Annotated in this window: 24 protein-coding genes; 10 read left to right on the plus strand and 14 right to left on the minus strand. The window is 70.6% G+C overall.

Going from position 1 to position 25,672, the window contains the following annotated elements; translation table 11 throughout:
* Window positions 1-81 precede the first annotated feature (81 nt).
* Both LV79_RS12140 and LV79_RS12145 read left to right on the plus strand, forming a co-directional pair.
* Complete coding sequence (locus tag LV79_RS12140; protein WP_253835101.1) at window positions 82-1,122, plus strand: DNA polymerase domain-containing protein; 1,041 nt, start codon at window positions 82-84, stop codon at window positions 1,120-1,122.
* 730 nt (window positions 1,123-1,852) lie between these two features.
* Window positions 1,853-2,050: a DUF8847 domain-containing protein gene (locus LV79_RS12145; protein ID WP_253835103.1), complete on the plus strand. Its 198-nt coding sequence runs from the start codon at window positions 1,853-1,855 to the stop codon at window positions 2,048-2,050.
* 69 nt (window positions 2,051-2,119) lie between these two features.
* Here LV79_RS12145 and LV79_RS12150 read toward each other — a convergent pair whose 3' ends face one another.
* Window positions 2,120-2,359, minus strand: a complete 240-nt coding sequence (locus LV79_RS12150) for a hypothetical protein (protein WP_253835105.1) — start codon at window positions 2,357-2,359, stop codon at window positions 2,120-2,122.
* A gap of 114 nt (window positions 2,360-2,473) precedes the next feature.
* Between LV79_RS12150 and LV79_RS12155 the strand changes: the two genes are divergently transcribed.
* Window positions 2,474-3,091, plus strand: coding sequence for a DUF6319 family protein (locus LV79_RS12155; RefSeq protein WP_253835107.1), 618 nt, complete (start codon window positions 2,474-2,476; stop codon window positions 3,089-3,091).
* 13 nt (window positions 3,092-3,104) lie between these two features.
* On the opposite strand, the gene LV79_RS12160 is transcribed toward LV79_RS12155, so the two are convergent.
* The gene (locus tag LV79_RS12160) at window positions 3,105-3,935 is read right to left on the minus strand and encodes an EamA family transporter (RefSeq protein WP_253836031.1); all 831 of its coding nucleotides are present in this window, start codon (window positions 3,933-3,935) and stop codon (window positions 3,105-3,107) included.
* 196 nt (window positions 3,936-4,131) lie between these two features.
* On the opposite strand from LV79_RS12160, the gene LV79_RS12165 reads away from it, so the two are divergent.
* Window positions 4,132-5,667, plus strand: a complete 1,536-nt coding sequence (locus LV79_RS12165; RefSeq protein WP_253835109.1) for an alpha/beta fold hydrolase — start codon at window positions 4,132-4,134, stop codon at window positions 5,665-5,667.
* A 946-nt stretch (window positions 5,668-6,613) separates the two neighbouring features.
* Here LV79_RS12165 and LV79_RS12170 read toward each other — a convergent pair.
* Window positions 6,614-7,699: an ATP-dependent DNA ligase gene (locus LV79_RS12170; protein ID WP_253835111.1), complete on the minus strand. Its 1,086-nt coding sequence runs from the start codon at window positions 7,697-7,699 to the stop codon at window positions 6,614-6,616.
* A 16-nt stretch (window positions 7,700-7,715) separates the two neighbouring features.
* Complete coding sequence (locus LV79_RS12175) at window positions 7,716-8,522, minus strand: pyrimidine reductase family protein (protein WP_301320439.1); 807 nt, start codon at window positions 8,520-8,522, stop codon at window positions 7,716-7,718.
* On the opposite strand from LV79_RS12175, the gene zapE reads away from it, so the two are divergent.
* The gene (gene zapE, locus LV79_RS12180; RefSeq protein WP_253835114.1) at window positions 8,521-9,546 is read left to right on the plus strand and encodes a cell division protein ZapE; all 1,026 of its coding nucleotides are present in this window, start codon (window positions 8,521-8,523) and stop codon (window positions 9,544-9,546) included. The two genes, LV79_RS12175 and zapE, sit on opposite strands and share 2 nt — an antisense overlap.
* A gap of 133 nt (window positions 9,547-9,679) precedes the next feature.
* Here the strand turns inward: zapE and LV79_RS12185 are convergent, their stop codons facing one another.
* Window positions 9,680-9,868, minus strand: a complete 189-nt coding sequence (locus LV79_RS12185; protein ID WP_253835115.1) for a hypothetical protein — start codon at window positions 9,866-9,868, stop codon at window positions 9,680-9,682.
* Between the two features lie 36 nt (window positions 9,869-9,904).
* Window positions 9,905-10,573 (minus strand): phosphatase PAP2 family protein, encoded by a 669-nt coding sequence (locus tag LV79_RS12190; RefSeq protein ID WP_253835116.1) that lies wholly within the window; start codon window positions 10,571-10,573, stop codon window positions 9,905-9,907.
* Between the two features lie 100 nt (window positions 10,574-10,673).
* Between LV79_RS12190 and LV79_RS12195 the strand changes: the two genes are divergently transcribed.
* Window positions 10,674-12,323: an ABC-F family ATP-binding cassette domain-containing protein gene (locus LV79_RS12195; RefSeq protein WP_253835117.1), complete on the plus strand. Its 1,650-nt coding sequence runs from the start codon at window positions 10,674-10,676 to the stop codon at window positions 12,321-12,323.
* 185 nt (window positions 12,324-12,508) lie between these two features.
* Here the strand turns inward: LV79_RS12195 and LV79_RS12200 are convergent, their stop codons facing one another.
* Window positions 12,509-13,507 carry a S1 family peptidase gene (locus LV79_RS12200; RefSeq protein WP_308208934.1) on the minus strand — a complete coding sequence of 333 codons (999 nt, stop codon included), beginning with the start codon at window positions 13,505-13,507 and terminating at the stop codon, window positions 12,509-12,511.
* Window positions 13,508-13,634: 127 nt separating this feature from the next.
* Between LV79_RS12200 and LV79_RS12205 the strand changes: the two genes are divergently transcribed.
* Window positions 13,635-14,609 carry a LysR family transcriptional regulator gene (locus LV79_RS12205; protein WP_253835118.1) on the plus strand — a complete coding sequence of 325 codons (975 nt, stop codon included), beginning with the start codon at window positions 13,635-13,637 and terminating at the stop codon, window positions 14,607-14,609.
* Between the two features lie 4 nt (window positions 14,610-14,613).
* Here LV79_RS12205 and LV79_RS12210 read toward each other — a convergent pair whose 3' ends face one another.
* The 6 genes from LV79_RS12210 to LV79_RS12235 all read right to left on the minus strand — a co-directional run bounded on the left by LV79_RS12210 (window position 14,614) and on the right by LV79_RS12235 (window position 21,472).
* Window positions 14,614-15,576 carry a LysR family transcriptional regulator gene (locus LV79_RS12210; RefSeq protein WP_253835119.1) on the minus strand — a complete coding sequence of 321 codons (963 nt, stop codon included), beginning with the start codon at window positions 15,574-15,576 and terminating at the stop codon, window positions 14,614-14,616.
* 26 nt (window positions 15,577-15,602) lie between these two features.
* Window positions 15,603-16,250, minus strand: a complete 648-nt coding sequence (locus LV79_RS12215) for a class I SAM-dependent methyltransferase (protein ID WP_253835121.1) — start codon at window positions 16,248-16,250, stop codon at window positions 15,603-15,605.
* Window positions 16,251-16,381: 131 nt separating this feature from the next.
* The gene (rocD, locus tag LV79_RS12220; RefSeq protein WP_253835123.1) at window positions 16,382-17,599 is read right to left on the minus strand and encodes an ornithine--oxo-acid transaminase; all 1,218 of its coding nucleotides are present in this window, start codon (window positions 17,597-17,599) and stop codon (window positions 16,382-16,384) included.
* A gap of 125 nt (window positions 17,600-17,724) precedes the next feature.
* On the minus strand, window positions 17,725-18,714 hold the full coding sequence (locus tag LV79_RS12225; protein WP_253835125.1) for a TolB family protein: 990 nt from the start codon (window positions 18,712-18,714) through the stop codon (window positions 17,725-17,727).
* The gene (locus LV79_RS12230; protein WP_285469191.1) at window positions 18,714-19,958 is read right to left on the minus strand and encodes an MFS transporter; all 1,245 of its coding nucleotides are present in this window, start codon (window positions 19,956-19,958) and stop codon (window positions 18,714-18,716) included. The genes LV79_RS12225 and LV79_RS12230 overlap by 1 nt, the downstream gene beginning before the upstream one ends.
* Before the next feature lie 98 nt (window positions 19,959-20,056).
* Window positions 20,057-21,472 (minus strand): CBM96 family carbohydrate-binding protein, encoded by a 1,416-nt coding sequence (locus tag LV79_RS12235; protein ID WP_253835130.1) that lies wholly within the window; start codon window positions 21,470-21,472, stop codon window positions 20,057-20,059.
* A gap of 276 nt (window positions 21,473-21,748) precedes the next feature.
* Between LV79_RS12235 and trpB the strand changes: the two genes are divergently transcribed.
* The 3 genes from trpB (at window position 21,749) to LV79_RS12250 (ending at window position 24,522) form a co-directional block, all read left to right on the plus strand.
* Entirely contained in the window at window positions 21,749-22,939 is a 1,191-nt protein-coding gene (trpB, locus tag LV79_RS12240; RefSeq protein WP_253835133.1) for a tryptophan synthase subunit beta, read from the plus strand.
* Window positions 22,936-23,688, plus strand: coding sequence for a tryptophan synthase subunit alpha (trpA, locus tag LV79_RS12245; protein ID WP_253835135.1), 753 nt, complete (start codon window positions 22,936-22,938; stop codon window positions 23,686-23,688). The genes trpB and trpA overlap by 4 nt, the downstream gene beginning before the upstream one ends.
* Window positions 23,689-23,778: 90 nt before the next feature.
* Complete coding sequence (locus LV79_RS12250) at window positions 23,779-24,522, plus strand: GntR family transcriptional regulator (RefSeq protein ID WP_253835140.1); 744 nt, start codon at window positions 23,779-23,781, stop codon at window positions 24,520-24,522.
* 101 nt (window positions 24,523-24,623) lie between these two features.
* Here LV79_RS12250 and LV79_RS12255 read toward each other — a convergent pair whose 3' ends face one another.
* Complete coding sequence (locus tag LV79_RS12255) at window positions 24,624-25,532, minus strand: S1C family serine protease (protein WP_372495338.1); 909 nt, start codon at window positions 25,530-25,532, stop codon at window positions 24,624-24,626.
* Window positions 25,533-25,672 lie beyond the last annotated feature (140 nt).

Below are 25,672 nucleotides of genomic sequence, written 5' to 3' on the forward strand. Positions count from 1 at the left end.
GGGTGCGGTCCTTCGCTGTCGTGGTGCGACCACGGTACCGAGCCGCGCGCGCGGTTTTCCGGCCGCCCGTAGGCTGGCGCCATGGCGCCAGCGGTGGAGATCGAGGTCGACGGCCGGAGCGTGCGGGTGTCCAATCCGGACAAGCCGTACTTCGCCGAGCTGGGCGTCGTCAAGCGGCAGGTGGTCGAGTACTTCCTCGCGGTCGGCCCCGGCATCCTCGGTGCGCTGCGCGAGCGGCCGACCACGCTGGAGCGCTGGCCCGGCGGGGTGTTCGAGGGCGCCAAGCTCTCCACCCGCGCCGACCACACCGGCGACGCGTTCTACCAGAAGCGGCTGCCCAAGGGCGCCCCCGACTACGTCGAGTCCGCCAGGATCACCTTCCCCAGCGGCCGCCCCGCCGACGAGGTCTGCCCGACGGAACTGGCGGTCGTCGCCTGGGCCGCCAACCTGGGCACGCTGACCTTCCACCCGTGGCCGGTCTCCCGCGCCGACGTCGACCACCCCGACCAGTTGCGCGTCGACCTCGACCCCCAGCCCGGCACCGACTTCACCGACGCCGTCGCCATCGCGCACGAGGCCAGGGACCTGCTGCGCGCACTGGACATGGACGCCTTCCCCAAGACCTCCGGCGGCCGCGGCGTGCACCTCTACATCCCGATCGAACCGCGCTGGACCTTCGTCGAGGCCCGCCGCGCGGTGATCGCCCTGGCCCGCGAACTGGAGCGCCGCATGCCGGAGCGGGTCACGGTGAACTGGTGGAAGGAGGAACGCGGCAGCCGGGTGTTCATCGACTACAACCAGATGGCCCGCGACCGCACCATCGCCTCCGCCTACTCGATCCGCCCCACTCCGCGCGCCCTCGTCTCCGCCCCGGTGACCTGGGACGAACTCAGCTCGGTGCACCCCGAGGACTTCAGCGTCCTCACCATGCCCGCCCGCTTCGCCGAGGTCGGCGACCTGCACGCCGCCGTCGCCCACCACGCCTACTCCCTGGACGCGCTCCTGGAGATGTCGGCCCGCGACGAACGCGACCACGACCTGGGCGACCTCCCTTATCCCCCTGAGTACCCCAAAATGGCAGGCGAACCCAAGCGCGTCCAACCCTCCAAAGCCCGCGACTGACCCAGCCCGCGACTGACCCAGCCCGCGACTGACCCAGCCCGCGACTGACCCAGCCCGCGACTGACCCAGCCCGCGACTGACCCGGCCCGCGATCGACCCGGCCCGCGATCGACCCGGCGAAGATCGACTGGCCCGCCTTGCGGTCACCCCCAGCCGCGATCGACTGACCTCGCGATCACGTCGGCCCGGCTGCTGACCGACCTCGCGGTTGGCCCGCCTCGCGAGCTGATCCGCACCCGGCTGACCTGGCCCACGCCCGATCCGCTCGCGGGTGGGCTGCCTCGCGGTCACCCCAGCCGCTTCCAGCCCGGTTCGCGGCTGGAACCGGGGCGGTGGCCCGAGTCCCGTCCCGTGGTCGACGCGCGGCGGGGGCGGTCGGTTCGGTCGCGATCGGCGTAACGGCGGTAGCGGTCGTGGCGACCTCTCCCGTGACCTCGCTGGTTCCGGACACGTCGGTACCGGGGGTCGGCGCGGCTGGATCGGTTCCAGCGGCGGCGATGCGGCGGTCGTGGCGGCGGTCGCGCGGGTCGGGTGGTGTCGGTCGCTGACGGGGCGTTCCACTGTGGCCGTCCACAGCGCGGGCGTCAACAGTACGCGGGAATCGCCCTGGTCGCACCGATGTTGCTCCATCCGGTGGACCGGGTCCGATCCCCGGATCCGGACCAGCCGAAACGTCGGTCGCAGCACTTACACTGCCGGGAGAGACCCGAGGCGGAAGGGGACGAAACCCATGTCGGAGACCTACCTCGTCCGCTACGTCGGCGGCCCGCTCGACGGCAGGGTCGACACCCTCGACGGCGCCCCCGTCGACCCCCGTTCGACGGTCACCCACGTCCACTTACACGGCGGGCCGAAGATCGTGCACCACTACGACCTCAGCTACGCCCTGGAATACGGCTGCGAGTACCGCGTCCGCGAGTCCTCTTAGGACATTCCGGCGCCCCGGTGGCACCACCTCCCCTCCACCACGACGGTAGGCGGGGGCGGCGACCTGTCGCTAGGACGCGGTCGGCCCTGTGGATGGCTGCAGGGGTTGTGGACAACTCGAGCCGCCGATGATGAGCAGGCACAGGTGGCAGCGCGGGCCCTCGGCGCCGCCGCCCGCCAGGTCCGGTGGGGCCGCGTGCGTGCACGAGGCGCGGTAGTGCTGGTGGGAGAGGCGGGCACCCGCCGCCATCGGGAAGGCGTGCAGTACGCCGTCGTAGCAGCTTCGCCACCACAGGTACCGGACGCTCACCACCGTGAAGCTAGGTGCCGTCGCCGACGGTGGCACCTCGGGCCGCCCGAACGAGTGACTGTCGGTCCCACCCGGCACACTCGGCACCCGGTGCGACAGGGTGGAGGGGGACGCGTGACGGAATCGGGTGCGCTCGAGCCGCAGGACGTGGAGCGGTTGCGGGTGGCGCTGGCGGAGGGCAAGCCGACGCCGGTGTGGTTCACCCCGGCGGCGGTCGGCGTCGAGGCGGGCCAGCAGGCGAAGGTGGTCGCGTTCGACGAACCGGCCGAGGGTGACTTCATCCAGGTCAGGCCGCACGGCTCGCGGGACGTGCTGGCCTTCTCGCCCGCGGAGTTGACCACGGTCAAGCCGCCGGTGAAGCCGAAACCGGCCCCCGCGCCGCCGCCCCCGGAGCCCCCGGCCGTGGTGCAGGGCATCGAGTCCGCGCCGGTCGAGCAGACCAGGAGCAGGTCGCGCGCGAAACCGCAGCAGCCGGTCGAGATCACCGTGACGCTGCACGCCACGCCCGACGGGGAGTGGAGCGTCGACGTGCTGGTCGGCAAGAAGCGCACCGTGCGGTGGGTGCCGGTCCCGGCGGGTGACATCGCCAGGGTCGCCAAGTCGCTGCCCGCCGAGGTGGGCGAGGCCATCGCGGTGTCGCTGACCGCGGCGCGCGAGCGGCAGCTGCGGCGGGTCGCCGAGCTCAAGGCCGAGCTGGAGGCCGCCCAGCGCGCGCTGCGCGACCTGGGCTGACCGTCCACAGTGGTCAGCTCCGGGCGTACCTGGTGGCACCGGCCGAGGCCGCGACCACGCAGGTGATCGCGATCCACTGGGTCGGCCGGAGCTGCTCACCGAGCAGGACCAACCCGGCCACGGCGGCGACGGCGGGTTCGAGGCTCATCAGCACGCCGAACACCCGGGGCGGGATGCTGCGCAGCGCGGTGAGCTCCAAGGAGTACGGGATCACCGACGACAGCAGCGCGACCGCCAGGCCGATGAGCAGCACGCCGGGCGCCAGCAGCGCCGTGCCCGCCTCGGCGAGCCCGAACGGCGTCACCACCAGCCCGGACACCACGGCGGCCAGGGCCAGTCCCGACCCGTCGGTGGTCCGGCTGCCCAGGGCGGCGCTGAGCAGGATGTACCCGGCCCAGCACGCGCCTGCCGCGAGCGCCAGCAGCAGCCCGACCACCGACACGTCGCCGCCGGTCTTGGCCAGCAGGACCACACCCGCGCCCGCGAGCACCGCCCACAGGCCGTCCAACCACCGCCGCGACCCGATCAGCGCCACCGCCAGCGGACCGAGGAACTCCACGGTCACCGCGATCCCCAGCGGGATGCGCTGCAGGGCCAGGTAGAAGCACAGGTTCATCACCCCGAGCACGACCCCGTAGGCCAGGATCACCGGTACCGCCCGCCGGTTCGCGCGGATCGACGGCCGCCACAGCGCCACGAGCACGACCGCGGCGAGCACCAACCGCAGCATCACCGCGCCCGCGGTCCCGATGGTCGTGAACAACTGCTTGGCCACCGCCGCGCCCACCTGCACGCTGACGATCGCCACCAACACCTGCGCGGTCGGCGGCACGGCGCCGACCATCCCCGGTAGCCCGGAGACAGCCGCCACCCACCGCGACACCGGGGTCCGTTCCGCCACGTCCGCACCCTACGACAGCGAGCCCGGTATTCATCCCATGTTTCGCGTCACCGCTGCTCGGGGGCCGCTCACCGCGTCCTCACCCCAGGTCTGCCAAGGTGGGGGTGTCAGATCGGCGAGGGAGAGGGACGGCGCAGGCGTGAGGGTTGGTCGCGGTGTCTCCCTGCTGCCGCTCGTCCTGCTGGCCGCCTGCACGGCGGGCCCCTCGGTGCGGCCGGGGATCGTGGTCAACGACGGCGGCGTCCAGAGCGGGCCGACCTCGAGCGCGGCGCCAGGTCCCGCGCCGGTGCCCCCGCTGACCCAGCCGAACGCGGCGCGCGACATCTGGGGACCGTGCGGGCCGGAGGTCCTCGGCGCGTTCTCCACGCCCGCCCGGGTGACGATCACCTGCGGGAAGATCACCGGCACGCTCGACTCCCCGTACGCGCCCGGCCGCGGTGGGGTGCGGTTGCAGGTGCTGAAGGCGGGCACCGGGCCGATCCCGCTCGTGGTGGTCAACGAGGTCGACGGCCTGCCCGGCACCGTCTACGCGGCGCGCCTGGCCGAGCGGCTGCCCGCGGAGCTGATGGCGAAGTTCTCCCTCGTCGGCATCGACCGGCGGGGGACGGGTAACTCTGACGCGGTGCGGTGCGTGCCGGAGGAGGTCCGGTTCGGGCTGCTCGACGCCGACCCGCGCGCGCTCGACGTGGAGGGCTTGGTCGACCAGGCGCGCACGGCCGGGCAGCAGTGCTCGATCGCACTGGAGACGCGACTGCCCGCGATCGACTCGTGGCGCAGCGCCGCCGACGTCGAGGCCCTGCGGGTCAGCCTCGGGATGGACCGGCTGCACGCGATCGGCCACGGCGAGGGGTCGCGCGTGCTGTCCGTCTACGCCGACCGCTACCCGGACCGCGTCGGGCGGGTCGTCCTCGACGGCGCGCCGGACCCCAACGAGGACGCCGTGGTCGCCCTGGAAGGCATAGCCGCCAGCGCCGACGCCACCTTCGCCGCGTTCGCCGACGACTGCGCCAAGCGCTCGTGCGAACTCGGCGCCAACGCGCGCCAGGCGTTCACCGAGGTGCTCAACCAGGCCGCCAGCGCCCCCCTGGCCACCGACGACCTCGATCTGACCCCCGGCCTCATCCTGCGCGCCGTCCACACCGCCCTCGCCGACCGCGACGGCTGGCCCGCCCTGTCCAAGGCCATCGCCAACGCCCGCGGCGGCGACCCGTCCGCGCTGGCCGCCCTGGTCGCCCCCCTGGTCCTGGAAACCGAGGACGTCCCCGCCACGTTCGACGCCACCCTGGTCACCCGCTGCAACGACACCAAGTCCCGACTGTCCACAGAGGCCCTGGTGGCCGCGTCGAAGGACTGGAACACCCGCTACCCCTACTTCGGCGCCCTCACCGCCGAATGGTTGGCCGTCTGCAGCCCCTGGCCCGTCCCCTCCCACCCGGTCACCACCCCGACCGCGCCGACGGCCCCCCCGATCGTCGTCCTGGGTACCGCCACCGACCCCCTGACCCCGCTGTCGGGCACGGAACGCACCGCCCAACAACTCGCCACCGCCACCCTTATCACCTGGCAAGGCACCGGCCACGGCGCCCTGGGCAGCTCCCCCTGCGCCACCGAAGCCGCCCAAGCCTTCCTCCTGGCAGGCACCACCCCCCGTAACGGCACCGTCTGCCCACCCTGACCCGGACTTGGTGGCACGCTGAAGGTCGCCTCAGCGCCTCCGCAGCCCCTTAGCGCTACCACTGCCGCCCCAGGCCTTGGCGGCTACCACTACCTTCGCGACGCAGCCGCTGCCCTTGGCGCAACGGTTTCCTCCCACCACCCCCGGCTGAGCCGCCGCCGCTTAACCCCACCAACGCCTCTTAGCGCTACCGCCCTCCGCCCCACACCGCCGCGCTCGCCCCTCGCCGCGCCTCCACGCCTTGCCCCCGCACTGCGCCCCCGAGCCAAGCCCTCACGCTTCGCGCCCGCGCGCGGTCCCACCCCAGCCCGGCCCCCACCCTCTCCGGGGGGCGGCCCTGGTCCAGTCTACCGGGGGGCACCGACAGTCGATCTTGAAAGCACCCCTGCGGAGATCCACATGTGGATAACTTCTGTCACCCATCGGCATGATTATCGGGGTCGGATGCGCGGCATTTCGCCTGGTCGCGGACGCGGGGATCGCTGAAGTGGGTGTGGCGGCGGGCAAGTCGGTGCCGGAGTGATCGACTAGCGGCCATTCGCACGGTTAACCGTCCACAGTAGACGTCACCGGACGCTCGTTCGGGCTGGGCGAATCTGGCAAGTTCAACCACGGCGCGAACCTCTTAGCACCATTTGCTCGGAGGCCTCGCTTGCTGCCCCGCACCCGAAAGCCCCGCTTCGCGCGCGCACGCGGTCCCACCCCTGCCCAGCCCCCACCCTCTCCGGGGGGCGGCCCTGGTCCAGTCTACCGGTACCCCCCGACGGGGGATCTTGAAACGGGCCCCGCGAAGATCCAGATGTGGATAACTTCTGTCACCCAGCAGCGTGATTTCCGAAGGCGCGCCAAGCGAAAATCCCCTGGTCAACGCAAAACGATCACCCAACGAGGCCCAGCAAGCAGCCATCCGAACAAAGTCCACCAGAGGCGGTCCACAATGGACCGCTCACCGAGCCTTGACCTCACCCCGAAGCACCGCAGCGAGGTCATAGTTGGCAGGCTCCTCCAACTGGTCGTACGTACACGACCCCGGTTCGCGGTCCGGACGCCAGCGCACGAATTGGGCTGTGTGGCGGAAGCGGCTCGGATACCCGCCTTCCGTGTGCTCGTACGCGACCTCCACCACCCGCTCCAGTCGCAGCGGAACCCAAGGTTGCTCAGTGGTCCGCCACCGCGAGATCGCCCCCGGCACCCGGGCCTGGTCGGTCTGTTCGCCGCTGACCCAGGGGTGGTTCGTGGGCCCGCCGACCATCAGGTCCGCGAGTTCGACGGCGAGGGCGCGGCGGTTGGCGGCGGTGAAGGAGCCGACGACGCCGACGTGGTTGAGGTTGCCGGTGCGGTCGTAGATGCCGAGCATGAGGGAGCCGATGGCCTCGCCGGGGGTGGTGCCCTTGTGCCAGCGGACGCCCGCGACCACGCAGTCGGCGGTGCGGGAGTGCTTGAACTTGAGCATCGTGCGCTTGTTCGGCGTGTACGGGCCCCCGGCGGGCTTGCCCATCACGCCGTCGAGGCCCGCGCCCTCGAAGATGGTGAACCACTGGCGGGCCAGGTCGGCGTCCATGGTCGCGGGGGTCAGGTGGACGCGGTCGGTGGGGGTGATCGCGTTCTCCAGCAGGCGCCTGCGGTCGTAGCCAGCGGAGTCCATGAACACGTCGTCGTCGAGGGCGAGCAGGTCGAAGGCGATGAAGCGCGACGGGGTCTTCTCGGCGAGCATGGTGACCCGGCTCGCGGCGGGGTGGATGCGTTCGGCGAGGGCGTCGAAGTCGAGCCTGCCGTTGATGTCGACCACCAGCTCGCCGTCGACGACCACCCGTTCCGGCAGCGCGGCGCGCAAGGCGGTCACCGCCTCAGGGAAGTACCGGTTGAGCGGTTTGCCCGACCGCGACTGCAGGGTGACCTCGTCGCCGTCGCGGAACACCAGGCAGCGGAACCCGTCCCACTTGGGCTCGAACACGAGGCCCGCGCCGTCGGGGATCGACTTCGACGGCTTGGCCAGCATCGGTTGGACCGGTGGGGTCAGCGGTAGCGCCACGATGCCATCCTGCCTGCTAGGAGCGATCTCGGCGATACCGAAGCATCAGAAAGCCCTCGTCAGTTAGCGCCGACGCCAGAGTTAGAGCTACCGGCACCCCGTCAGTCCCCACGGCGGCGCGACCGGAAGAGCCACCGGCCAGCACGGGCGACACAGTCAGACACATCTGGTCCACGAGGTCGGCCGCGATCAGCGACCCGAGCAGCCGGGGCCCACCTTCGCAGTTGACCCTACGCAGCCCGCGCGCAGACAACTCCGATAGCGCTACCTGCAGATCGACCTCTGTCTCACCCGCGACGATCACGTCGACACCGGCGTCGACCAACGCGGACCTTCTATCCGCAGGAGCCTGCAACGTGGTGATCACCAGCGGCGGCGCGACCGTGTCCCGTACCAAGTGCGAGTCCGGAGTGACCGACCCGCGCGCGGTGACCACGGCGATCGGCGGTACCTCGCTCAACCCGAGGCGGGCCCGCCTGGCCACACGCACCTCGGTGGGCTTCACGCCCCGGTAGTGCTCCGCGCGCGCGGTGCCCCACCCGACGAGGATCACGTCGGCCAGGTCGCGGCCAAGAGCGAGGATGCGCTTGTCACCTGGACTCGATAGACCTGCCGAGCGCCCGTCGACCGACACCGCGCCGTCGGTGCTGGTGACGAAGTTGCTCTGCACCCACGCGCGGTCCAGGTCCGGCGGGTAGTCGTAGATCCGTTCCAGTTCGGTGTCGTCCACCACATCGGGGGAAGCCTGACCTGGCGAAACGGGGGAGGGGGGCCACAGCCTGTGCACGGCACCATCAGAGCACGCCGTTACGCTCGCCCGCATGTCCGCTCACCTGGTCGACCGGGAGCCCGCGGTCGGCGCCGAGGAACTGGTCGCCGAGCTGGTCCCGCCGCCGCGCTTCGGCGCGGTCCGGTTCGACACGTACCTGCCCAACCCGCAGGAGCCGTCGCAGGCGGCCGCCGTGACGGCCTGCTCGGCCTTCGCCGAGCGGGTGGCGGGCGCGGCCAAGGGCCAGTCCCTGCTCCGGCGCGTGTTCGGCGGCGGCAAGCCCGAGGGCAAGCCGGGCCTCTACCTCGACGGCGGGTTCGGCGTCGGCAAGACCCACCTGCTGGCCTCGGTGTGGCACGCGGTGCCCGGTCCGAAGGCGTACGGCACCTTCGTCGAGCTGACGAACCTGGTGGGGGCGTTGGGTTTCCGGGAGGCGGTGGCCAGGCTCAGCGGGCACCGGCTGCTGGCCATCGACGAGTTCGAGCTCGACGACCCCGGTGACACGATGCTGCTGACCCGGCTGCTCGCCGAGCTGACCGACGCGGGCGTCTCGGTCGCGGCCACCTCCAACACGCTGCCGGACAAGCTCGGCGAAGGCCGCTTCGCCGCCGACGAGTTCCTGCGCGAGATCCAGGCGCTGTCCGCCCGGTTCACCGTGGTCCGGGTCGACGGCCCCGACTACCGCCACCGCGGCCTGCCGGACGCGCCGCCCCCGGTGTCGGACGCCGAGCTGGCGGCCAGCGCGAGCGCCCTCCCGGAGTCCACTGTGGACGACTTCGACGCGCTGTGCGGGCACCTGGCCCGGTTGCACCCCTCGCGCTACGGCAAGCTCGTCGACGGGGTCAGCGCGGTGCACCTGCGGGGCGTGCGCGCGTTGTCCGGTCAGGACGTGGCGCTGCGCGTGGTGGCGCTGGCCGACCGGCTCTACGACCGCGCGATCCCGGTGGTGGTCTCCGGCGCGCCGGTCTCGGAGCTGTTCACCCCGGAGATGCTGCGCGGGGGCTACCGCAAGAAGTATCTGCGCGCGGTCAGCAGGCTGGTCGCGCTCTCCCGCGACGCGGCGACTCTGGCGGGCTAGCGGGCCAGGGCTCGGCAGGCAGGGCGAGGCGGTAAGGGGCTAGCGCGCACGGTAGTTCTCACGCTCGAGACAGTTCTCACGCATAAGGCGGGCTGGAGAACAGGAACGGCGACAGCTCAAGGGCGGAGGCAGCTCAAGAGCGGCGACGGCCGCCGCCACCGGTGGGCTTCTCCGGCGGGCGGTGTTCGTCTATCAACGCCCACACCGAGACGCCGGTGCCGGACTCCGGCTGGCCGCGCTTGCCGCCTTGGGGTGCTTGCGGCTCCTCGGCCTTGTCGCGCAGCTCCTGGCGTATCTGGTCGTAGATGGGTGTGTCGGTCACCGCCATCCTTTCCGTTCGCACGAGGGCACTGCCAGGTTACGCACGGTACGCCTGTTCGTGCCGCAGGCGAAGCGCCGGGTGTCGGCCCGGGAGCAGGTCGAGCACCGCGGCGACGGTGATCACCGCGCCGACGGCCCAGCAGAAACCACCGACCGTGTCAGTGAGGTAGTGGTAACGCAGGCCAACAATCGCGCTCACCGCGGTACCGGCCAATACCAGGCTGATCGCCGCCGTGCCGGTCGTCGCCCGCAGTCGTCTACCCCTCGGTGCGTTCGACGCCGTGACCAGCGTGAACACCGTCAAGATCGACACAAGGGTGGTGGTGTGGCCGCTGGGGTAGGCCAGGTAGCCGTCGAGTTCGCGGCCGACAACCGGCTTGAGCACCCAGGCGTTGAAACTCACCGCGGCGGCTGGACCCAACACGGCCAGTAACGCGATCCTCGGTCGCCTCACCCGATAGGCCACAATCGCCATGAGCATGATCACACCGACCAGCGCGAGCGGGTGCGTGGCGTAAGAGAGCGGTTCCGCGACCCCCGGCACGGCGGTGAACACCCGGTCCGCGGCCGCGAACCCGAGGTTGTCGATCTCGGGGACCGGGCCGCTCACCTCGCGCCCCACCAGGCCCACGACGCCGAAGCACGCGGTGGCCACGCCGACGGCGGGCAGCACCATGAACCGGGGCATGAGTCGGTGCGCTTCCACGCCCTCCACTATGCCCAAAGGAACCACGCCCAAAAGAACCATGCCCAAATGACACCCGTGCCCGAAAAGTCACTCGCCGTCGCGCCTGCCGTGAGCGACCATGCACGGTGTGGGTCATCTTGAGGCGAACGGACTGTCTTACACCTTGCCGGACGGGCGGGTGCTCTTCCGCGACGCAGGCCTCAAGGTCAACGCCAACCAGGTCGTGGCGGTCGTCGGTGAGAACGGCGCCGGTAAGACCACGATGCTGCGCATCATCGCCGGTGAACTAAGCGCGCCGGAGGGGTCCGTCTCCGTCCGTGGCGGTATGGCCGTCATGCCCCAGTTCGTGGGCTCCGTCCGCGATGACCGTTCTGTCCGCGACCTGCTCCTGTCCGTTGCCCCGGCCCCACTGCGGGCGGCAGCGCAAGAGTTGGACGACGTCGAGCTCGCGCTCATGGAGACCGACGACGAGCCCACCCAACTCCGCTACGCCTCCGCTCTAGTCGACTACGACGAGGCCGGGGGATACACCGCCGAGGTCCTCTGGGACACGGTCACCACCGCCGCGATGGGCGTCCCTTACGAGAAGGCCCGGTTCCGCGAGGTTCGTACTCTTTCCGGCGGTGAGCAGAAACGCCTAGTGCTGGAGACGTTGCTAAGAGGCCGTGAGCAGGTCCTCCTGCTCGACGAACCGGACAACTACCTAGACGTGCCCGGCAAACGCTGGCTAGAGGAGCGGTTGGCCGAGACCGACAAGGCAGTCCTACTCATCAGCCACGACCGTGAACTACTCAATGCCGTCGCCACGCACGTGGTCACGGTGGAGGCGGGTACCGCGTGGACGCACGCGGGCGGGTTCGCGACCTGGGCCGACGCCCGGGAGGCCCGGTGGGACCGTATCGCCGAGCAGCAGCGGCGGTGGGACGAGGAGCACGAGAAGCTCAAGGAACTCGTCCGCTCCCTGCAGCGCGCGGCGACCATGAGCGACGGGATGGCCAGCCGCTACCGCGCGGCGCAGACCCGGCTGCGCAAGTTCGAAGAGGCCGGCCCGCCGCCGGTGCCACCACGTCCGCAGCGGGTCACCCCACGGCTCACGGGTGGTCGTACCGGAGTCAGGGTCATCACTTGCGAGCAGCTAGAGCTAACCGGCCTGATGAAGCCCTTCGACATAGAGGTCTTCTATGGCGACCGGCTCGCGGTGCTGGGGTCTAACGGTTCCGGTAAGAGCCACTTCTTGCGCCTGCTGTCCGAGGGGCTCCAGTCTGAAGTGGACTCGGTAGCGCACACGGGGGTGTTCAGGCTGGGCGCTCGGGTCAACCCGGGGCTCTTCGCCCAGACCCACCAGCACCCGGAGTGGCTCGGTCGCACCCTCGTCGACATCCTGTGGCACGGCGACGACACCCGACCCGGGCTCGACCGGGGTGCCGCCGCGTCCGCGTTGAGCCGCTACGGCCTGGCCGCCGCCGGGGAGCAGCGGTTCGAGACGCTCTCGGGCGGGCAGCAGGCCAGGCTGCAGATCCTGCTGCTCGAGCTGTCCGGCGCCACCCTGCTGCTGCTCGACGAACCGACCGACAACCTCGACCTGCACTCCGCCGAAGCGCTGCAGGACGCGCTGACCGCCTACTCCGGCACCGTCGTCGCGGTCACCCACGACCGCTGGTTCGCCCGCTCGTTCGACCGGTTCCTGGTCTTCCGCGCGGACGGCCAGGTGTCCGAAGTGGACCGGCCGGTGTGGGACGAGCGCCGGGTGGTCCGGGAACGCGGATGACCGGGTGGGGCGTCTCCTGCGCCCGCCCCACCCGGTTCCCTATCCCCTGACCAGCGCGGGCCGACGCGCTGCCAGACCTTTCCGAACTCGCCCTGGGGAACCCGCGGGCTCCGCGGGTGAGGGCTCCCAGGTCGGCCTGGGTGAGCGAGCAGTGGGGTGCCTCCAGCGCTCGCTCACCCGGTCGTTCAGCGGCGGGCGCAGGTCCCGACGCGCTGCCAGTTGTAGCTGTACCCGGGGGTCTCCCGGTAGCTCCACGTGCTGTTGCGCCACTCGTAGCCCTGGTAGGACACGCTCGACTGCGGCGGGTACTGGGTGTACGGGCTCCACGCCGCCGCCGAGCAGGTCGGCGGCTCCGGGTCGGGGCCGGGACCGCTGCCCCCGACGTACTGGTTGACCCACGAGCGGTACGCGGTCACGTCGGTGTAGATCGTCGCGTTGCCGGTACCGCAGGTGCTGCCGTTGGCGCCCGCGCGGCTGGTAGCGCCAACGAGCCGCCACGCGCTACCGACCTTGACCACCGCGGGGCCACCGGAGTCGCCGTAGCACGCGGTCTGGCTGGTGGTGCTGTAGACGCACAGCTCGGTGGAGGCGTTGAAGCCCGCCGAACACATGTTGTCCGGGTTGATGCGGGTGTCGAGCTGCTTGAGCGTGGTCGACGACCCACCGCAGCCCTGTTGCGGGCAGGTCTGGCCGAAGCCGATCAGCCGGGTCGACGCCTGCGCCGCGGGCGAGGAGTCGTTGATGCTGATCGGGGCCTGCGACACGGCGCTGGAGAGCTTGAACAGCGCGATGTCACCCGGACCGACCTGGCCGCTGTAGGACGGGTGCCGCACGACCTGCGACACCGAGGCGAGGGTGCCGCCGCTGCCGGTGTTGGTCGAGCCGATCCGGATGCGGAACTGCGAGGCGGGCATGACCTGGCCGCCCTGCCCGGTGACGCAGTGCGCCGCGGTGACCATCCACTGCGAGGCCACCAGCGAGGCCCCGCAGCCGTGGCGGCCGTTGACCTGCATGGAGCCCATGAACGAGTAGGTCTCGGTTGCCTGGCTGCCACCGACGATGGCGGGCGACATCGTGGGCGGCTCGGACGACGGCGGTGCCGCCAGCGCGCTGGGCATGGCCACGGCCGCGGCGGCGAGAACCGCCGGGATGAGGGCAGCCCGCAGCAAGGTGCGGATTTTCATGAGGAGGTGTCCTTCGACGCAGGGGTGATATCTGCTCCACGCCCGGAGCCGGGTGGCCGGGCGTTGGATCAACTATGTGCGTCGCGTGAACTTCCGAAACAATCCCAACCTTGCATAGGGTCCGCCTATGGACATGGAACTGCGCCACCTGCGTGCCGTTCTCGCCATCGCCGAGGCGGGATCGCTGACCGCCGCGGCGAGCAGGCTCGGCCTCGCCCAACCCTCCGTCAGCGAATCGCTGCGCCGCGCGGAACGGGTCGCGGGCGGCCCTTTGTTCCAACGCGGTCCTAGCGGCGCTGTGCCTACCGCGCTGGGTGACGTCGTGCTCGCGCACGCGGTTTCCGTGCTAGAGGCGATGGATCGATTTACCGCTGCCGCAGAGCGCCACCACCCGGCCACGATGCCCGCCGCGGTCCGCTTCGCCTGCTCGCCGGGGATGCTGGTGGCCAGCCTTTCGGTGCTGGACCCCAGCGTCCTCGGCGCGCCGGTCTTGGTGCGCACCATGGCCGAGATCGGCGCGCAGCTGGAACTGCTGGCCGACCACCGGGTCGAGGCGGCCCTGGTGGTCGAACACCCCGACCCGCTGGCGCACCTCACCACCCGGGTCCGCCGCCGGGTCGTCGCGGTGGAACCCATGTTCATCGCCGTGAGCGCCGACCACCCCCTCGCCGACCGGTCAGAGGTACCGATCACCGCCCTGACCCGCGAAACCTGGTGCGTCGGAGACTCCGCCGACGACGGCCTGGCCGACCACCTCGCCGCCGCCCTAGGACCAACCACAGTGGACATCCGCGTCGGCGTCGACCACACCACAGCCCTGCAACTGGCCGAACTCGGCCAAGCCGTCCTGGTCGCCATGCCCGGCTCCCGCCCCCGCGCGGGCCTCGTCCAACTCGCCCTAACCGACAACCCGCTCCGCTCCACCACCAGTCTCCTGTGGAACACCGGCGGCCCACTGGCCCAAGCCCACATCGACCGCCTGTGGGTGGAGCTGGTGCGCGCCCAGCACGAGGTCGTGGAACAGACCCCGGCCTACCGGGACTGGCTGGCACGCCACCCGCAGTGGGTGACCACGCCCGCCGACCTCGGTCCACAGGGGTGATCGGTCAGGAGCCGAGCCAGCCGGGGTTGGTGGACCACCAGGGTGGGATGCGGCCGTGGTCGGGGATCATCGAGCGGTAGGTGTCGATGAGTTTGTCGCGGACCTGGTCCACGTGGCCCGCGACGACGCCGGTGGTCGGCCAGAGCAGGACGTGGCGGACGCGGAGGGGGTTGTCGCGCAGGGGGCGGACGACGCCGGGGAGGGTGACGCCGCTGCTGAGGGCTTGGAGGGGGAAGGCGACGGGGTCGCCGCGGCGGATGAGTTGGGCGGCGACGAGGTGGTCGAACTCGCGCACGGTCACCGCGCCCGCACCGGCCCGGTCGCACTCGGCGATCAGGTGCCGGTTCATCTCGTCGTCCCCGCTGGCCCACAGCAGCCAGGTGACCCCGGCCAGCTCCCGGAGGTCCACTTCGGACCGCGCGGCGGCCGGGTGCGACTCGGGCAGCAGCACGAAGATCGGCTCGGTCCCGACCACCGTCACCCGGGTGCCCGGCGGCGGCACCGTCTCCCGGCCGGGGAAGTCCACGTGCAGCACCAGGTCCACCAGCCCGGAGGACAGCGCGCTCAGGCACGACGCCCGCCGGTCGAGCACGGTCAGGTCGATCAGCCGGTCGCCGAAGACCTCGCCGACCACCTCGCAGAACCGCGACGCCAGCACCGTCGACCGGGTGCCGAGGCGCAGCGTCGGGGTGCGCGGCCCGTCGGCGGCGCCGCGCACGGCCTTGGTCAGGTCGTCGAGCGCGGCCAGCACCTCGCGGGCGTGCGGTAAGAGCACCCGGCCCAGGGTGGTCGGCCGCGCCCCGTACCGGCCCCGGTCGAACACCGGGCTGCCCAGGACCTGCTCGATGCGGCGCAGCTGCGCGGTCAGCGACGGCTGGGACAGCCCGAGCGCCACCGCGGCCTGCGTGACGCTGCCCGCCGTGCCCACCGCGTCGATGTAGCGCAGGTGCCGGACCTCGAGCTCCATCCGGACACTATGCCTCGGCGGTCGAGCTACCGGAAGCGCCGCAGCAGGAATCCGTGTTCGACGAGCGAGGTCAGGCCGAACTTCTCGACCATCCGGTGCTCGGGCCGCGGCTCGGCGAGCAGGTGGTCGACCTCGAACTCGGCGCCGAAGTAATTCGCGATCCGCTCCGGCCCCACCGAGAACGGCGGCGACGGCAGCGCGGGCTCGTACTCCAGCGTGTTGACGAAGTACCAGGTCCCCGGCGAGGTCAGCGCCGTCACCGCGGCGACGTAGTGCGGGCGCATGTCCTCGGGGAAGGCGATCAGCGCGGCCCGGTCGTAGACGAGGTCCACCTGGCCGACGTCGTCGCGGGTCAGCTCGAACAGGTCGCGGTGCAGGATCGTCAGGTTGCCGACGGTGAGCACGCCCGGTCGCGGCCGCTCCGGGGTCAGGCCGTTGTCGGCGACGAACTCCTCGATCGCCTGGTCCACGAGTTCCACCCCGACCACACTGCGCGCGTTGGCGGCGAAGAACAGCAGATCGGCGCTCTTACCGCAGAGCGGGACCAGGACGTTCGCGTCGTCGAGCAGGCCCTGCTCGGCGAGCAGCCGCGCGTGCGGGTGGACCGAGGGCAGGTGGAAGCTCGTCTTCGAGCCGCCCTCCTGCCAGGAGTCGATCCAGAACTGGGTTTCCACCCGGGGGATTGTGGACACGGCCGACCCCGACGGGCAGCCCCAGCCGGTTGGACTATCGGGTGACGGTTGCTCACCCGCTGTGATGGGACCTCGTGGCGGCCGAGGCCCTCGTGCCCGGCCGCCACGGGGGATCAGTGGCCCGCGACGACCTCGGCGATGACCTCCACGCCCCGGTCGATCTCGGCCGCGGTGATGACCAGCGGCGGCGCGACCCGCAGCGTGGTCTCGTGGGTCTCCTTGCACAGCACGCCGCGCGCCATCATCGCCTCGGAAGCCGCCCGGCCGTCCGGGCCGCCGGGGGCGATCTCCACGCCCGCCCACAGGCCGCGCCCGCGCACCTCGGCGACACCGCGCCCGACCAGCTCGTTGAGCGAGCGGTGCAGGTGCTCGCCGAGCACCCGCGAGCGCTCCTGGAACTCGCCGGTGGCCAGCAGCCGGACCACCGCGCGGCCGACCGCGCAGGCCAGCGGGTTGCCGCCGAAGGTGGACCCGTGCTCGCCCGGCTTGAGCACGCCGAGCACGTCACCGCGTCCGACGACCGCCGACACCGGCAGGATGCCGCCGCCGAGCGCCTTGCCCAGGGTGTAGATGTCGGCGCGGACGCCCTCGTGGTCGAGCGCGAACAGGGTGCCGGTGCGGGCCAGGCCGGACTGGATCTCGTCGGCGACCAGCAGCACGTTGTTCTCGTCGCACAGCCGCCGCAGCTCGCGCAGGTACCCGGCGGGCGGCACGACGACCCCGGCCTCACCCTGCACCGGCTCGACCAGGATGGCGGCGGTGCGGTCGGTGATGGCGGCGGCGACGGCCTCGACGTCGCCGTACTTGACCGCGGTGAAGCCCGGGGTGAACGGGCCGAAGTCGGCGCGGGCCACCTCGTCGGTGGAGAACGACACGATCGTGGTGGTGCGGCCGTGGAAGTTGGACCCGGCCACGATGATCTGCGCGGTGTCCTGCGGCACGCCCTTGACCCGGTAGGCCCACTTGCGGGCGATCTTGACCGCGGACTCGACGGCCTCGGCGCCGGAGTTCATCGGCAGCACCAGGTCGGTGCCGGTCAGCTCGGCGAGCTCCCGGCAGAACAGGCCGAGCTGGTCGTGGTGGAACGCGCGGCTGGTCAGCGTGACCTTGCCCAGCTGCTCGACGGCGGCCGCGACCAGCGCGGGGTGCCGGTGCCCGAAGTTGAGCGCCGAGTAGCCCGCGAGGAAGTCCAGGTAGCGCTGTCCGCGCACGTCGGTCACCCAGGCGCCCTCGGCCTCGGCGATCACCACCGGCAGCGGGTGGTAGTTGTGCGTGCTCCACCGCTCGTCGAGCTCGATGAAGTCGGCCGTGGTGGGTGAGACAGCAGTCATGCCCCCAGGCTAGGTCCCCCCGGTGTCGATTTCATCCGCTGGCCATTGCTTCTAGCGCCCGTTCGTTGCGCCATCACGCACAGCGGTGGTGAAACGTTGCGTCACACCACGATCTGGTGAACGACCTAGTGCGTCAGGGATGGCGAGTTCGCGCCTTCCGCCACCAGTTTGGGCTGTCCGGAGCCGTTAGCGGGAACGGACCACACGTCGTTGACCCCATCGTCACGCTGTAGCGCGTACGCGACGGTGGCGTCGTCGAGCCAGATGGACTGGTCGTCCACACTGCGGGTCTCACCCAAGGGGGTGCTGCGCAGCGTCGACAGGTCCATGACCGACAGCCGCCACCCCTTCTTCGGGTCTCCGTCGACAGCGGACTTGTAGGCGATGCGCGTTCCGTCCGGTGAGAGAGACGGGCACTCCACGTTGGTCGTCAGCGTTCGCACTGTCCGTGCCGTTAGATCTCCCTCGACCAGGTAGCGCTTACCGCCAGTGCCTAAGGTCGCGTAGAAGCGATTGTCGTCAGAGGTGAAGGTGACACCCCAGTAATTGAAGTCGACAGCCTGGTGGGGCTTACCCTCCACGGTCGCGGAGAACTCCTCTAGTGAGTGCACGACCGCGTCGGTCTTAGTGTCGAGAATGCCGGTCTGAGTCGAGAACCCGGTGGTGGCGTAAGAGTGACCGTCAAGGAAGACAGTCCATGACACCATGCGGCCGCTAGTGGACACCTTCAGCCGGTTGGGGAAGCCGGTCAGCGGCACCGACTTGGTCTCGTTGCCCTCAGCGTCCAGCAGGCTCAGTTTCGTGCCTACGAGCGCGTCCACCGGTCGTAGGCACGCGACAGTGCGCGCCGAGGTGTAGGCGCGGTCGCACTTGACGGTGGTCAGCCCGCGTGGGGACTGCGGGTCGGTCGCGGACGCCCAGCCCAGCACCCCGTTCGTGAGCACCTGCAGCGTTCGCCGGTCGACGCCGTCGGGGGGCACCACGGCTGCCATCCGCGGTGGTTGCGCGGACGACTGCGCTGATGGCGCTGTCGTCCGCGACACGTAGAACACCGTGGCACCGGCTAGCAAGGCGGCCGCGGCGAGGGCGATGAGGATCCTGGTCCTGACGGTCATCACGACTGCACACTCCGGTTCACCCGCGCGAAGATCAGCGCGGTCACGACGATGGTGACGACGACCGCGCCACCTGCCGCGGCACACGCCGCGGTCGGTCCCCACAACTGCCACGATAGGCCGAACAGCACCGAAGAACCCAGGTACGCCAACGCCTGACCCGTTTGCACCAGGGCCATTCCGGTGGCCCGCAACTCCTTCGGCAAGACCCGGCCCGCTAGCGCCATCAGCACGCCGTCTGTCGCGGCGTAGAAGAAGCCATAGAGCAACAAGACGGCAACGGTCAGCGCGATGCCGTCTATGGGCCCGATCAGCGCGAGATAGACCAAGGCAAGCGCGAAGTAGCCGCTGAGCATGACCTTGGCCCGGCCGATCTTGTCCGCTAGAACGCCGAGCGGCGTAGCCAGCAGCAGGTAGACCAGACTCGTGCCGACAGCAAGTAGAGGGAACCAGCCCATGGACAGGTCCCCGCGCTTCTGCAGCAAGAGGTAGACGAACCCGTCGCCGACCACTACGAGACCCAGCAACGACGCGGCCAACAACAGCGCACCGACGCCCTTATGCCGCACCAGTCCTAGAGCGGCACGGATGTCGACAGCCTTGGGTGGGGCCTTCTCGCGGTGGTCGCGCACGAACAGCACGAGGACCACCACACCGAACGCCGCGACGACGAAGCTGGTGAAGAAGACCGCGTCGAACTCCTGGGAACCCGCCCACATCAACACGCCCACCGCGGCGAGCGGACCGATGAACGCACCCAGCGCGTCCATCGAGCGGTGCACCCCGAACGCGCGGCCCAGCTGGTCCTGCGGGGTCGACAGGGTGATCAGTGCGTCCCGTGGACCGGTGCGCAAACCCTTGCCTGCCCGGTCGGCGGTGATCGCGGCCCCGATCCCCGCGACGGAGTTCCCGGCGGCGATGAGGCCCAGCTTGGCCAACGACGCGACACCGTAACCGACGCCCGCGACGGTCTTGTGCCGTCTGGTCCGGTCGGCGACAAATCCCCCGACTAGCCGCAAGAGCGCGGTCGCGCCGGTGTAGAGGCCGTCGATGGCCCCGTAGAGGACAGGGGTCATGCCCAACCCGACTACGAGGTATAGCGGTAAGACAGCGGTCACCATCTCCGAGGAGATGTCGGTGATAAGGCTAACCGCGCCGAGGGCGACAACATTGCTGCTGACTCTCCTCTTGCGACGGTCTGACACCTCGGCGACCTCCGGTCGGCTCACCGTGGACAGGTACACGCGCAACCTCCGTGGTGGTGTGCCGCCGGGCCACCACGGGTGACCCATGGTGGCCCGGCAGCACGGTGGTCGTCTAGCACCTAGAAGGGCCTAATTGCCTAATGGCAGGCGGTTGTGCCCTTGTCGTTGTAGGTCTTGCCTGCCTGGGGGACGAACTCCCAGTCGTAGCTGCTGGCGTGCAGGGTGAACTTGAGGACGCCGAAGGTGTTGTTGTTGCGCGCCTCGCTGTTGGGCTGGATGGTGCCGAAGTTGTAGAAGCCAGCACCGCCCATGCCCGCGACGAAGTGCCGGATGCCGCGCGACGAGTCCGCCGAGCCGCTGGGGTTCATCGGCGCGAACCGCTCGTAGTGGTGGTTGTGGCCGGTGACGATGACCTCGGCGTTGTAGTCGTAGAGCGCCTGCACGAGGGGGCCGGTCGCGGTGCTCGGGGCGTGGTCGGCGCCGGAGGTGAACCGCGGCTTGTGCCAGTACGCGAGGGTGCACGACTTGCCGCTGGCGGCCAGGTCGGAGCGCAGCCACTGCTCCTGCGCCGAGCCCGCCGACATGCTGATTTCGCTGTTGAGCGAGACGACGTGCCAGTTGCCCAGGTCGTAGGAGTAGTAACCACGACCGGACGGGCCTGCCTGCGCGCCGAAGTAGTTGTAGTAGCCAGAGGCGCCCGAGGTGTTGTAGTCGTGGTTGCCCGGGGACGGCTTGGTGCGGGCCTTGTGCCTACCCCACGTCGGGTTGTAGTAAGAGTTGAACTCCGATGCCGTGCCGTCGTTGTAGACGTTGTCACCGGTCGTGTAGACGGTGCCCGGGATGTTGTCCAGCAGCGCCGCGGTAGCGGTGTCACCGGAGCCGGAGTTGGAGATGTCACCCGCGCCTACGAGCACGGGGTCACCCGAGGGCTGCGACGTCGTAGTGGGCGGGGTGGTCGTGGTGGGAGAGTCAGTGCTGACGACCAGCTGCGGTGCGGTAGCCGAGCCCGACTCGCGCGAGTCGTAGTCAGCGCCATCGCTGTTGGTCGAGCTGATGGCGATGCTGTAGGTGCCGTTGCCGGTGACGACGGCGCCGACGTTGACCTCGTACCACGCGTTGCGGCTGACCGCGCCTAGGGTGCCGAGCGTGGTCCCGTCGATCGAGGGCTGGTTGGCCCACGTGGTGCCGGTCTCCGACCAGCTGGTGCTGCTCAGGGCCCGGAAGGTGCCACCAGCGGGGCTGTTGGACCCGCTGACGTCGTCGGTGTGCACGCGCAGCTTCGCGCCGGTGACCGGGGCGGACACGCCGCTGACGGTGAACCGCAGGAAGATCCGCTTGACCGGGGAGCCGTCCACCCCGAGCTGGCCGGTGGTGCCGTAGTTGGTGCTGGTGGCGCCGTTGTCGACGTAGGTGTCGGCGACCGGGGTGAACGTGGTGGTGGCCGCCGCTGCGGTGGGCGCGGAGGCGACGACGACCACCGTGGCCGCGGCGACGGCGACGGCGCCGAGCACCGCCCCGGCGGTCCTGGCCGTCCTGGCTTTGCGACTGGACATGTCCAAGCCTTTCCCTGCTTCGGTTGTCCGTTCGGGCCTGCCAACCTTTCTGCCGGCCGCCGAACGATCACCACTGCGTTCCGGGCCGTCGGATGGCCAGCGGGTGAACAGTCCGGTCCTGACCAGGCGGGTGGCCTGCCGCCGGGCGCGTCAGGGGGTCGCGAGGGCATGACCGGGGACGGTGTGTGATCGCGATATAGCTCTAGAACTCATATCTATACAGTTCTAGAACTAATAGCTTGACCGGGACGGGTCGGATGGGTGAGCATCTCCGCCATGACCAACGTGACCATGGGGCCGCCCTCGGCGAAGGGCTACTTCGGGCGCTTCGGCGGCCGATTCGTCCCGGAACCGATCGTCCCCGCCTGCCTGGAACTGGAAGCCGCCTTCGCCGACGCCTGGGCCGATCCCGGATTCCGCGCCGAACTCGACGCCCACCTGCGCCACTACGCCGGGCGGCCGTCGCCGGTGACCGAGTGCCACAACCTCGGCGACCTGCTGGGCCTGCGGGTGCTGGTCAAGCGCGAGGACCTCAACCACACCGGCTCGCACAAGATCAACAACGTGCTGGGCCAGGCGTTGCTGGCGCGGCGGATGGGCAAGCGGCGGATCGTCGCCGAGACCGGCGCGGGCCAGCACGGGGTGGCCACCGCGACCGCGTGCGCGCTGTTCGGGCTCGAGTGCGTCGTCTACATGGGCGAGGTCGACGTGGCCAGGCAACGGCTCAACGTCTTCCGGATGGAGCTGCTCGGCGCCACCGTGGTGCCGGTGACCTCGGGGAGCCGGACCCTGAAGGACGCGGTCAACGAGGCGTTGCGGCACTGGGTCGCCACCGTCGACGACACGCACTACTGCATCGGCTCGGTCATGGGGCCGCACCCGTACCCGTGGCTGGTCCGGGAGTTCCAGCGCGTTATCGGGGACGAGTCCCGCGCGCAGTGCGCCGAGCTGCTCGATGGCGGTGTTCCCACACACGTGCTCGCTTGCGTCGGAGGTGGCTCTAACGCTGCCGGGATCTTCGCGGGTTTCGCGGACACGGACGCCGAGTTGATCGGTGTGGAAGCCGCAGGTGGTGCTGCCATCGGGAGCGACCTCGTTGGCGTTGTCCACGGCTCTAAGAGCATGTTGCTGCAAGACGACGCTGGGCAGGTTCTTGAGGCGTACTCGGTGTCCGCAGGGTTGGACTATCCGGGAATCGGGCCGGAACACGCGCACTTGGCCGACATCGGCCGGGCGAAGTACCCGTCAGTGACCGACGACGAGGTCATCGAAGCCGTTCGCGTTGTCAGCCGGACAGAGGGCCTCATCCCGGCTCTCGAGTCCGCGCACGCGTTCGCCTACCTGCTGCGTGAGGCAGGTAGATCTATCCCGCGCGGATCGACCGTCTTGGTCAACCTCTCCGGTCGCGGCGACAAGGACATGGAACAGATCAGCGACCTGCTCGCACAGCGCAAGGAGACCTCATGACCGCCCTTATCGACAGTCTGCGTGCGACCGGTCGCCCCGTTCTCGTGCCTTACGTCACCGGTGGGGTTGCCGAGAACTGGATGGACCACGTCCACGCGGCGGTCGACGCGGGCGCGGACGCCGTCGAGATCGGAATCCCGTTCAGTGACCCGGTGATCGACGGGCCAGTGATCCAGGCCGCGTCGGTGCGGGCACTAGAGCGCGGTACCACTCCGGACACGGTGTTGCGCGACCTCGCCTCTTACCGTGGATCTGTCCCTCTGGTCGTGATGACCTACTACAACCTCGTTCATCGCTACGGCCATAGTGCCTTCGCTTCTCGACTCGCGGAGGTAGGCGTAAGAGGCGTCGTACTGGCTGATCTGCCTATGGAGGAGTCGGCTGAGTGGGCTGAAGCGGCGGATGCGGCCGGTGTCGCTACCGTGCAGATCGCCGCGCCGAGCACCCCCGACGATCGACTGGAAGAGGTTTGCGCGCGCAGCAAGGGGTTCGTCTACGCCATGGGGGTCATGGGCGTGACCGGTGAACGCGCCGTGCTCGCCGACTCCGCGTGCGCCATCGCCCGCCGGGTCCGGGCGGTCACCGACAAGCCGGTGCTGGTCGGGGTCGGCGTGTCCACCCCGGAGAACGCCGCCGCGGTGACCGAGCACGCCGACGGGGTCGTGATCGGCGCGCCGGTCATGCGCCGGATCGCCGAGGGCGGGTCGGTCGGGGAGCTGGTCGGCCGGTTCCGCTCGGCGCTGGGCTGAGGATCACCCGGTCGTGACCGGGTCCAGAGTGGATCACCCCGGGGTACGGTGTGCCACGCAGGTGGGACCGGCGAGCGGGAGGGTGCGGCCGTGGCACCGAAGTACGTGTCGATCCAGGACGACCTGGTGCGCCGCATCGCCGCCGCCGAGTTCCGCGCGGGCAGGCCGCTGCCGCCGCAGCGCGAGCTGAGCGAGGAGTACGGGGTCAGCCTGATGACCCTGCGGCAGGCGCTGCGCGCCCTGGAGGACGAGGGGGTCGTCGAGCAGGTCGCGGGCAAGGGCACCTTCGTCCGCGCGCACCGCGTCCCCTACCTGGCCGCGGGCCTGGGCAGCATCGTCGACGACCTGGCCGCCCAGGGCATCGTGATGACCACCGTCCAACTCCGCGCCGAGGTCGTCACCCCCACCCCGGACATCGCCGAACGGCTGCGCGCCGACCGGGTCCTCGAGGTCGAACGCCTGCGCCTGGTCGGCGCCCAACCGGTCGTCCACCAGCTCTCCCGCATCCCCGCCGCCCTGGGCAGCGCCCTGCTCGACGCCGACTTCCGCACCACATCGCTCTACCACCTGCTCACCGAGCGCTGCGGCCGCGTCCCGGCCCGCGCCACCGAGACCCTCACCCCCGTCGCCGTCACCGCCGACCTCGCCCACCTCCTCGCCGTCCCCCGCGGCACCCTCTGCCTGCGCAGCACCCGCCTCACCCTGGAACGCGACGCCACCCCCCTGGTCGCCGACGAGGCCACCCTCGTCAGCGCCCGCATGGAAGTCCGCATCGAACGCCACACCACCACCCAACAACTCCGCTACCACGTCGGAGCCTCCACACAGGACTAGTCCGCGCCCGGGGCGTGTCACACCTGGTTCAGGGTGGTCCGGACGCGCGGAAGGGCCGTGCGGGTGGGGTCCCGCACGGCCCTGGTGTCCCCGGGTGTGTGTCAGCTGATCTTGGCGACCACCTCCTTGGCGGTGTCGATCGGGATGCTGAAGCCGATGCCGACGCTGCCCGCGGCACCGTCCACGCTGGACACCGGTGAGTAGATGGCGGAGTTGATGCCGATGACGCGGCCGAGGGTGTCGAAGAGGGGGCCGCCGGAGTTGCCCTGGTTGATCGAGGCGTCTGTCTGGATGGCCTTGTAGGAGACCGCGGTGCTGGTGCTGCCGCGCATGCCGCGGGAGCCGGTCTCCGAGGGGATGGAGACGTCGCGGTCGAGTGCGCTGACGATGCCGGTGGTGACGGTGCCCTGCAGGCCCGCGGGGGAGCCGATGGCGATGACCTCGTCGCCGACGCGGACCTGGGACGAGTCGCCGAGCACGGCGGCGGTGAGGCCGCTCACACCCGTGGCCTGGATTACCGCGAGGTCGGCGCTGGTGTCGGTCCCGACCACCTCGGCGCTGGCGGTCCTGCCGTCGGAGAAGCTGACGGTGATCTCCTTGGCGCCCGCGATGACGTGGTTGTTCGTCAGGATCCGGCCGTCGGCGCTCAGGACCACGCCCGACCCGATGCCCTCCGCGTTCGCCGTGCGGGTGGTGATCTCCACGACGGTCGGCATGACCTTCGCGACCACCGCGCTGACGTCGGTCGGCGTGGTCGCGGCCACGGTCTGCGCGCTGGTGGCGACCGATGCGACCGGGGCGGACGCGCCGTCCGAGCCGAAGAAGGCCCCCGCCGCGCCGCCGAGCACACCCGCGCCCAGCACCGCCGCCGCGACGAGCCCGACCGCACCCCGGCGGATCTTGCTGCGCGGTTCGGGGAGCCCTGGCGTGAGGTAGGGGTGCTGCCCGGCCGGGAACCGCTGCTGCGCGTACGGCGACGGCTGGCCGAACGGCGCCCCCGAGCCCGACATCCCCGGCGACGGCGCGTACTGCGCGGACGGCGGTGTCTGGAGGGGCTGCGGCGACTGGTGGGACTCGGGGGACCGCTGCGCCTGCGGGGACTGTGACATCTGCGGGGACTGCGACACCTGAGGGGACTGCGGCGCCTGCT

The organism is Actinokineospora globicatena (assembly GCF_024171945.1).
GTDB classification, from domain to species: Bacteria; Actinomycetota; Actinomycetes; order Mycobacteriales; family Pseudonocardiaceae; genus Actinokineospora; species Actinokineospora globicatena.

What these genes read in the sequence shown, in the direction of transcription:
- LV79_RS12140 (WP_253835101.1), top strand. Translation starts at nt 82, where the DNA reads ATGGCGCCAGCGGTGGAGATCGAGGTCGACGGCCGGAGCGTGCGGGTG.
- LV79_RS12145 (WP_253835103.1), top strand. Translation starts at nt 1,853, where the DNA reads ATGTCGGAGACCTACCTCGTCCGCTACGTCGGCGGCCCGCTCGACGGC.
- LV79_RS12160 (WP_253836031.1), bottom strand. Translation starts at nt 3,935, where the DNA reads ATGGTCGGCGCCGTGCCGCCGACCGCGCAGGTGTTGGTGGCGATCGTC.
- zapE (WP_253835114.1), top strand. Translation starts at nt 8,521, where the DNA reads ATGTCCGCTCACCTGGTCGACCGGGAGCCCGCGGTCGGCGCCGAGGAA.
- LV79_RS12175 (WP_301320439.1), bottom strand. Translation starts at nt 8,522, where the DNA reads ATGCGGGCGAGCGTAACGGCGTGCTCTGATGGTGCCGTGCACAGGCTG.
- LV79_RS12195 (WP_253835117.1), top strand. Translation starts at nt 10,674, where the DNA reads ATGCACGGTGTGGGTCATCTTGAGGCGAACGGACTGTCTTACACCTTG.
- LV79_RS12200 (WP_308208934.1), bottom strand. Translation starts at nt 13,507, where the DNA reads ATGAAAATCCGCACCTTGCTGCGGGCTGCCCTCATCCCGGCGGTTCTC.
- LV79_RS12205 (WP_253835118.1), top strand. Translation starts at nt 13,635, where the DNA reads ATGGACATGGAACTGCGCCACCTGCGTGCCGTTCTCGCCATCGCCGAG.
- LV79_RS12210 (WP_253835119.1), bottom strand. Translation starts at nt 15,576, where the DNA reads ATGGAGCTCGAGGTCCGGCACCTGCGCTACATCGACGCGGTGGGCACG.
- rocD (WP_253835123.1), bottom strand. Translation starts at nt 17,599, where the DNA reads ATGACTGCTGTCTCACCCACCACGGCCGACTTCATCGAGCTCGACGAG.
- LV79_RS12225 (WP_253835125.1), bottom strand. Translation starts at nt 18,714, where the DNA reads ATGACCGTCAGGACCAGGATCCTCATCGCCCTCGCCGCGGCCGCCTTG.
- LV79_RS12235 (WP_253835130.1), bottom strand. Translation starts at nt 21,472, where the DNA reads ATGTCCAGTCGCAAAGCCAGGACGGCCAGGACCGCCGGGGCGGTGCTC.
- trpB (WP_253835133.1), top strand. Translation starts at nt 21,749, where the DNA reads ATGACCAACGTGACCATGGGGCCGCCCTCGGCGAAGGGCTACTTCGGG.
- trpA (WP_253835135.1), top strand. Translation starts at nt 22,936, where the DNA reads ATGACCGCCCTTATCGACAGTCTGCGTGCGACCGGTCGCCCCGTTCTC.
- LV79_RS12255 (WP_372495338.1), bottom strand. Translation starts at nt 25,532, where the DNA reads ATGTCGGGCTCGGGGGCGCCGTTCGGCCAGCCGTCGCCGTACGCGCAG.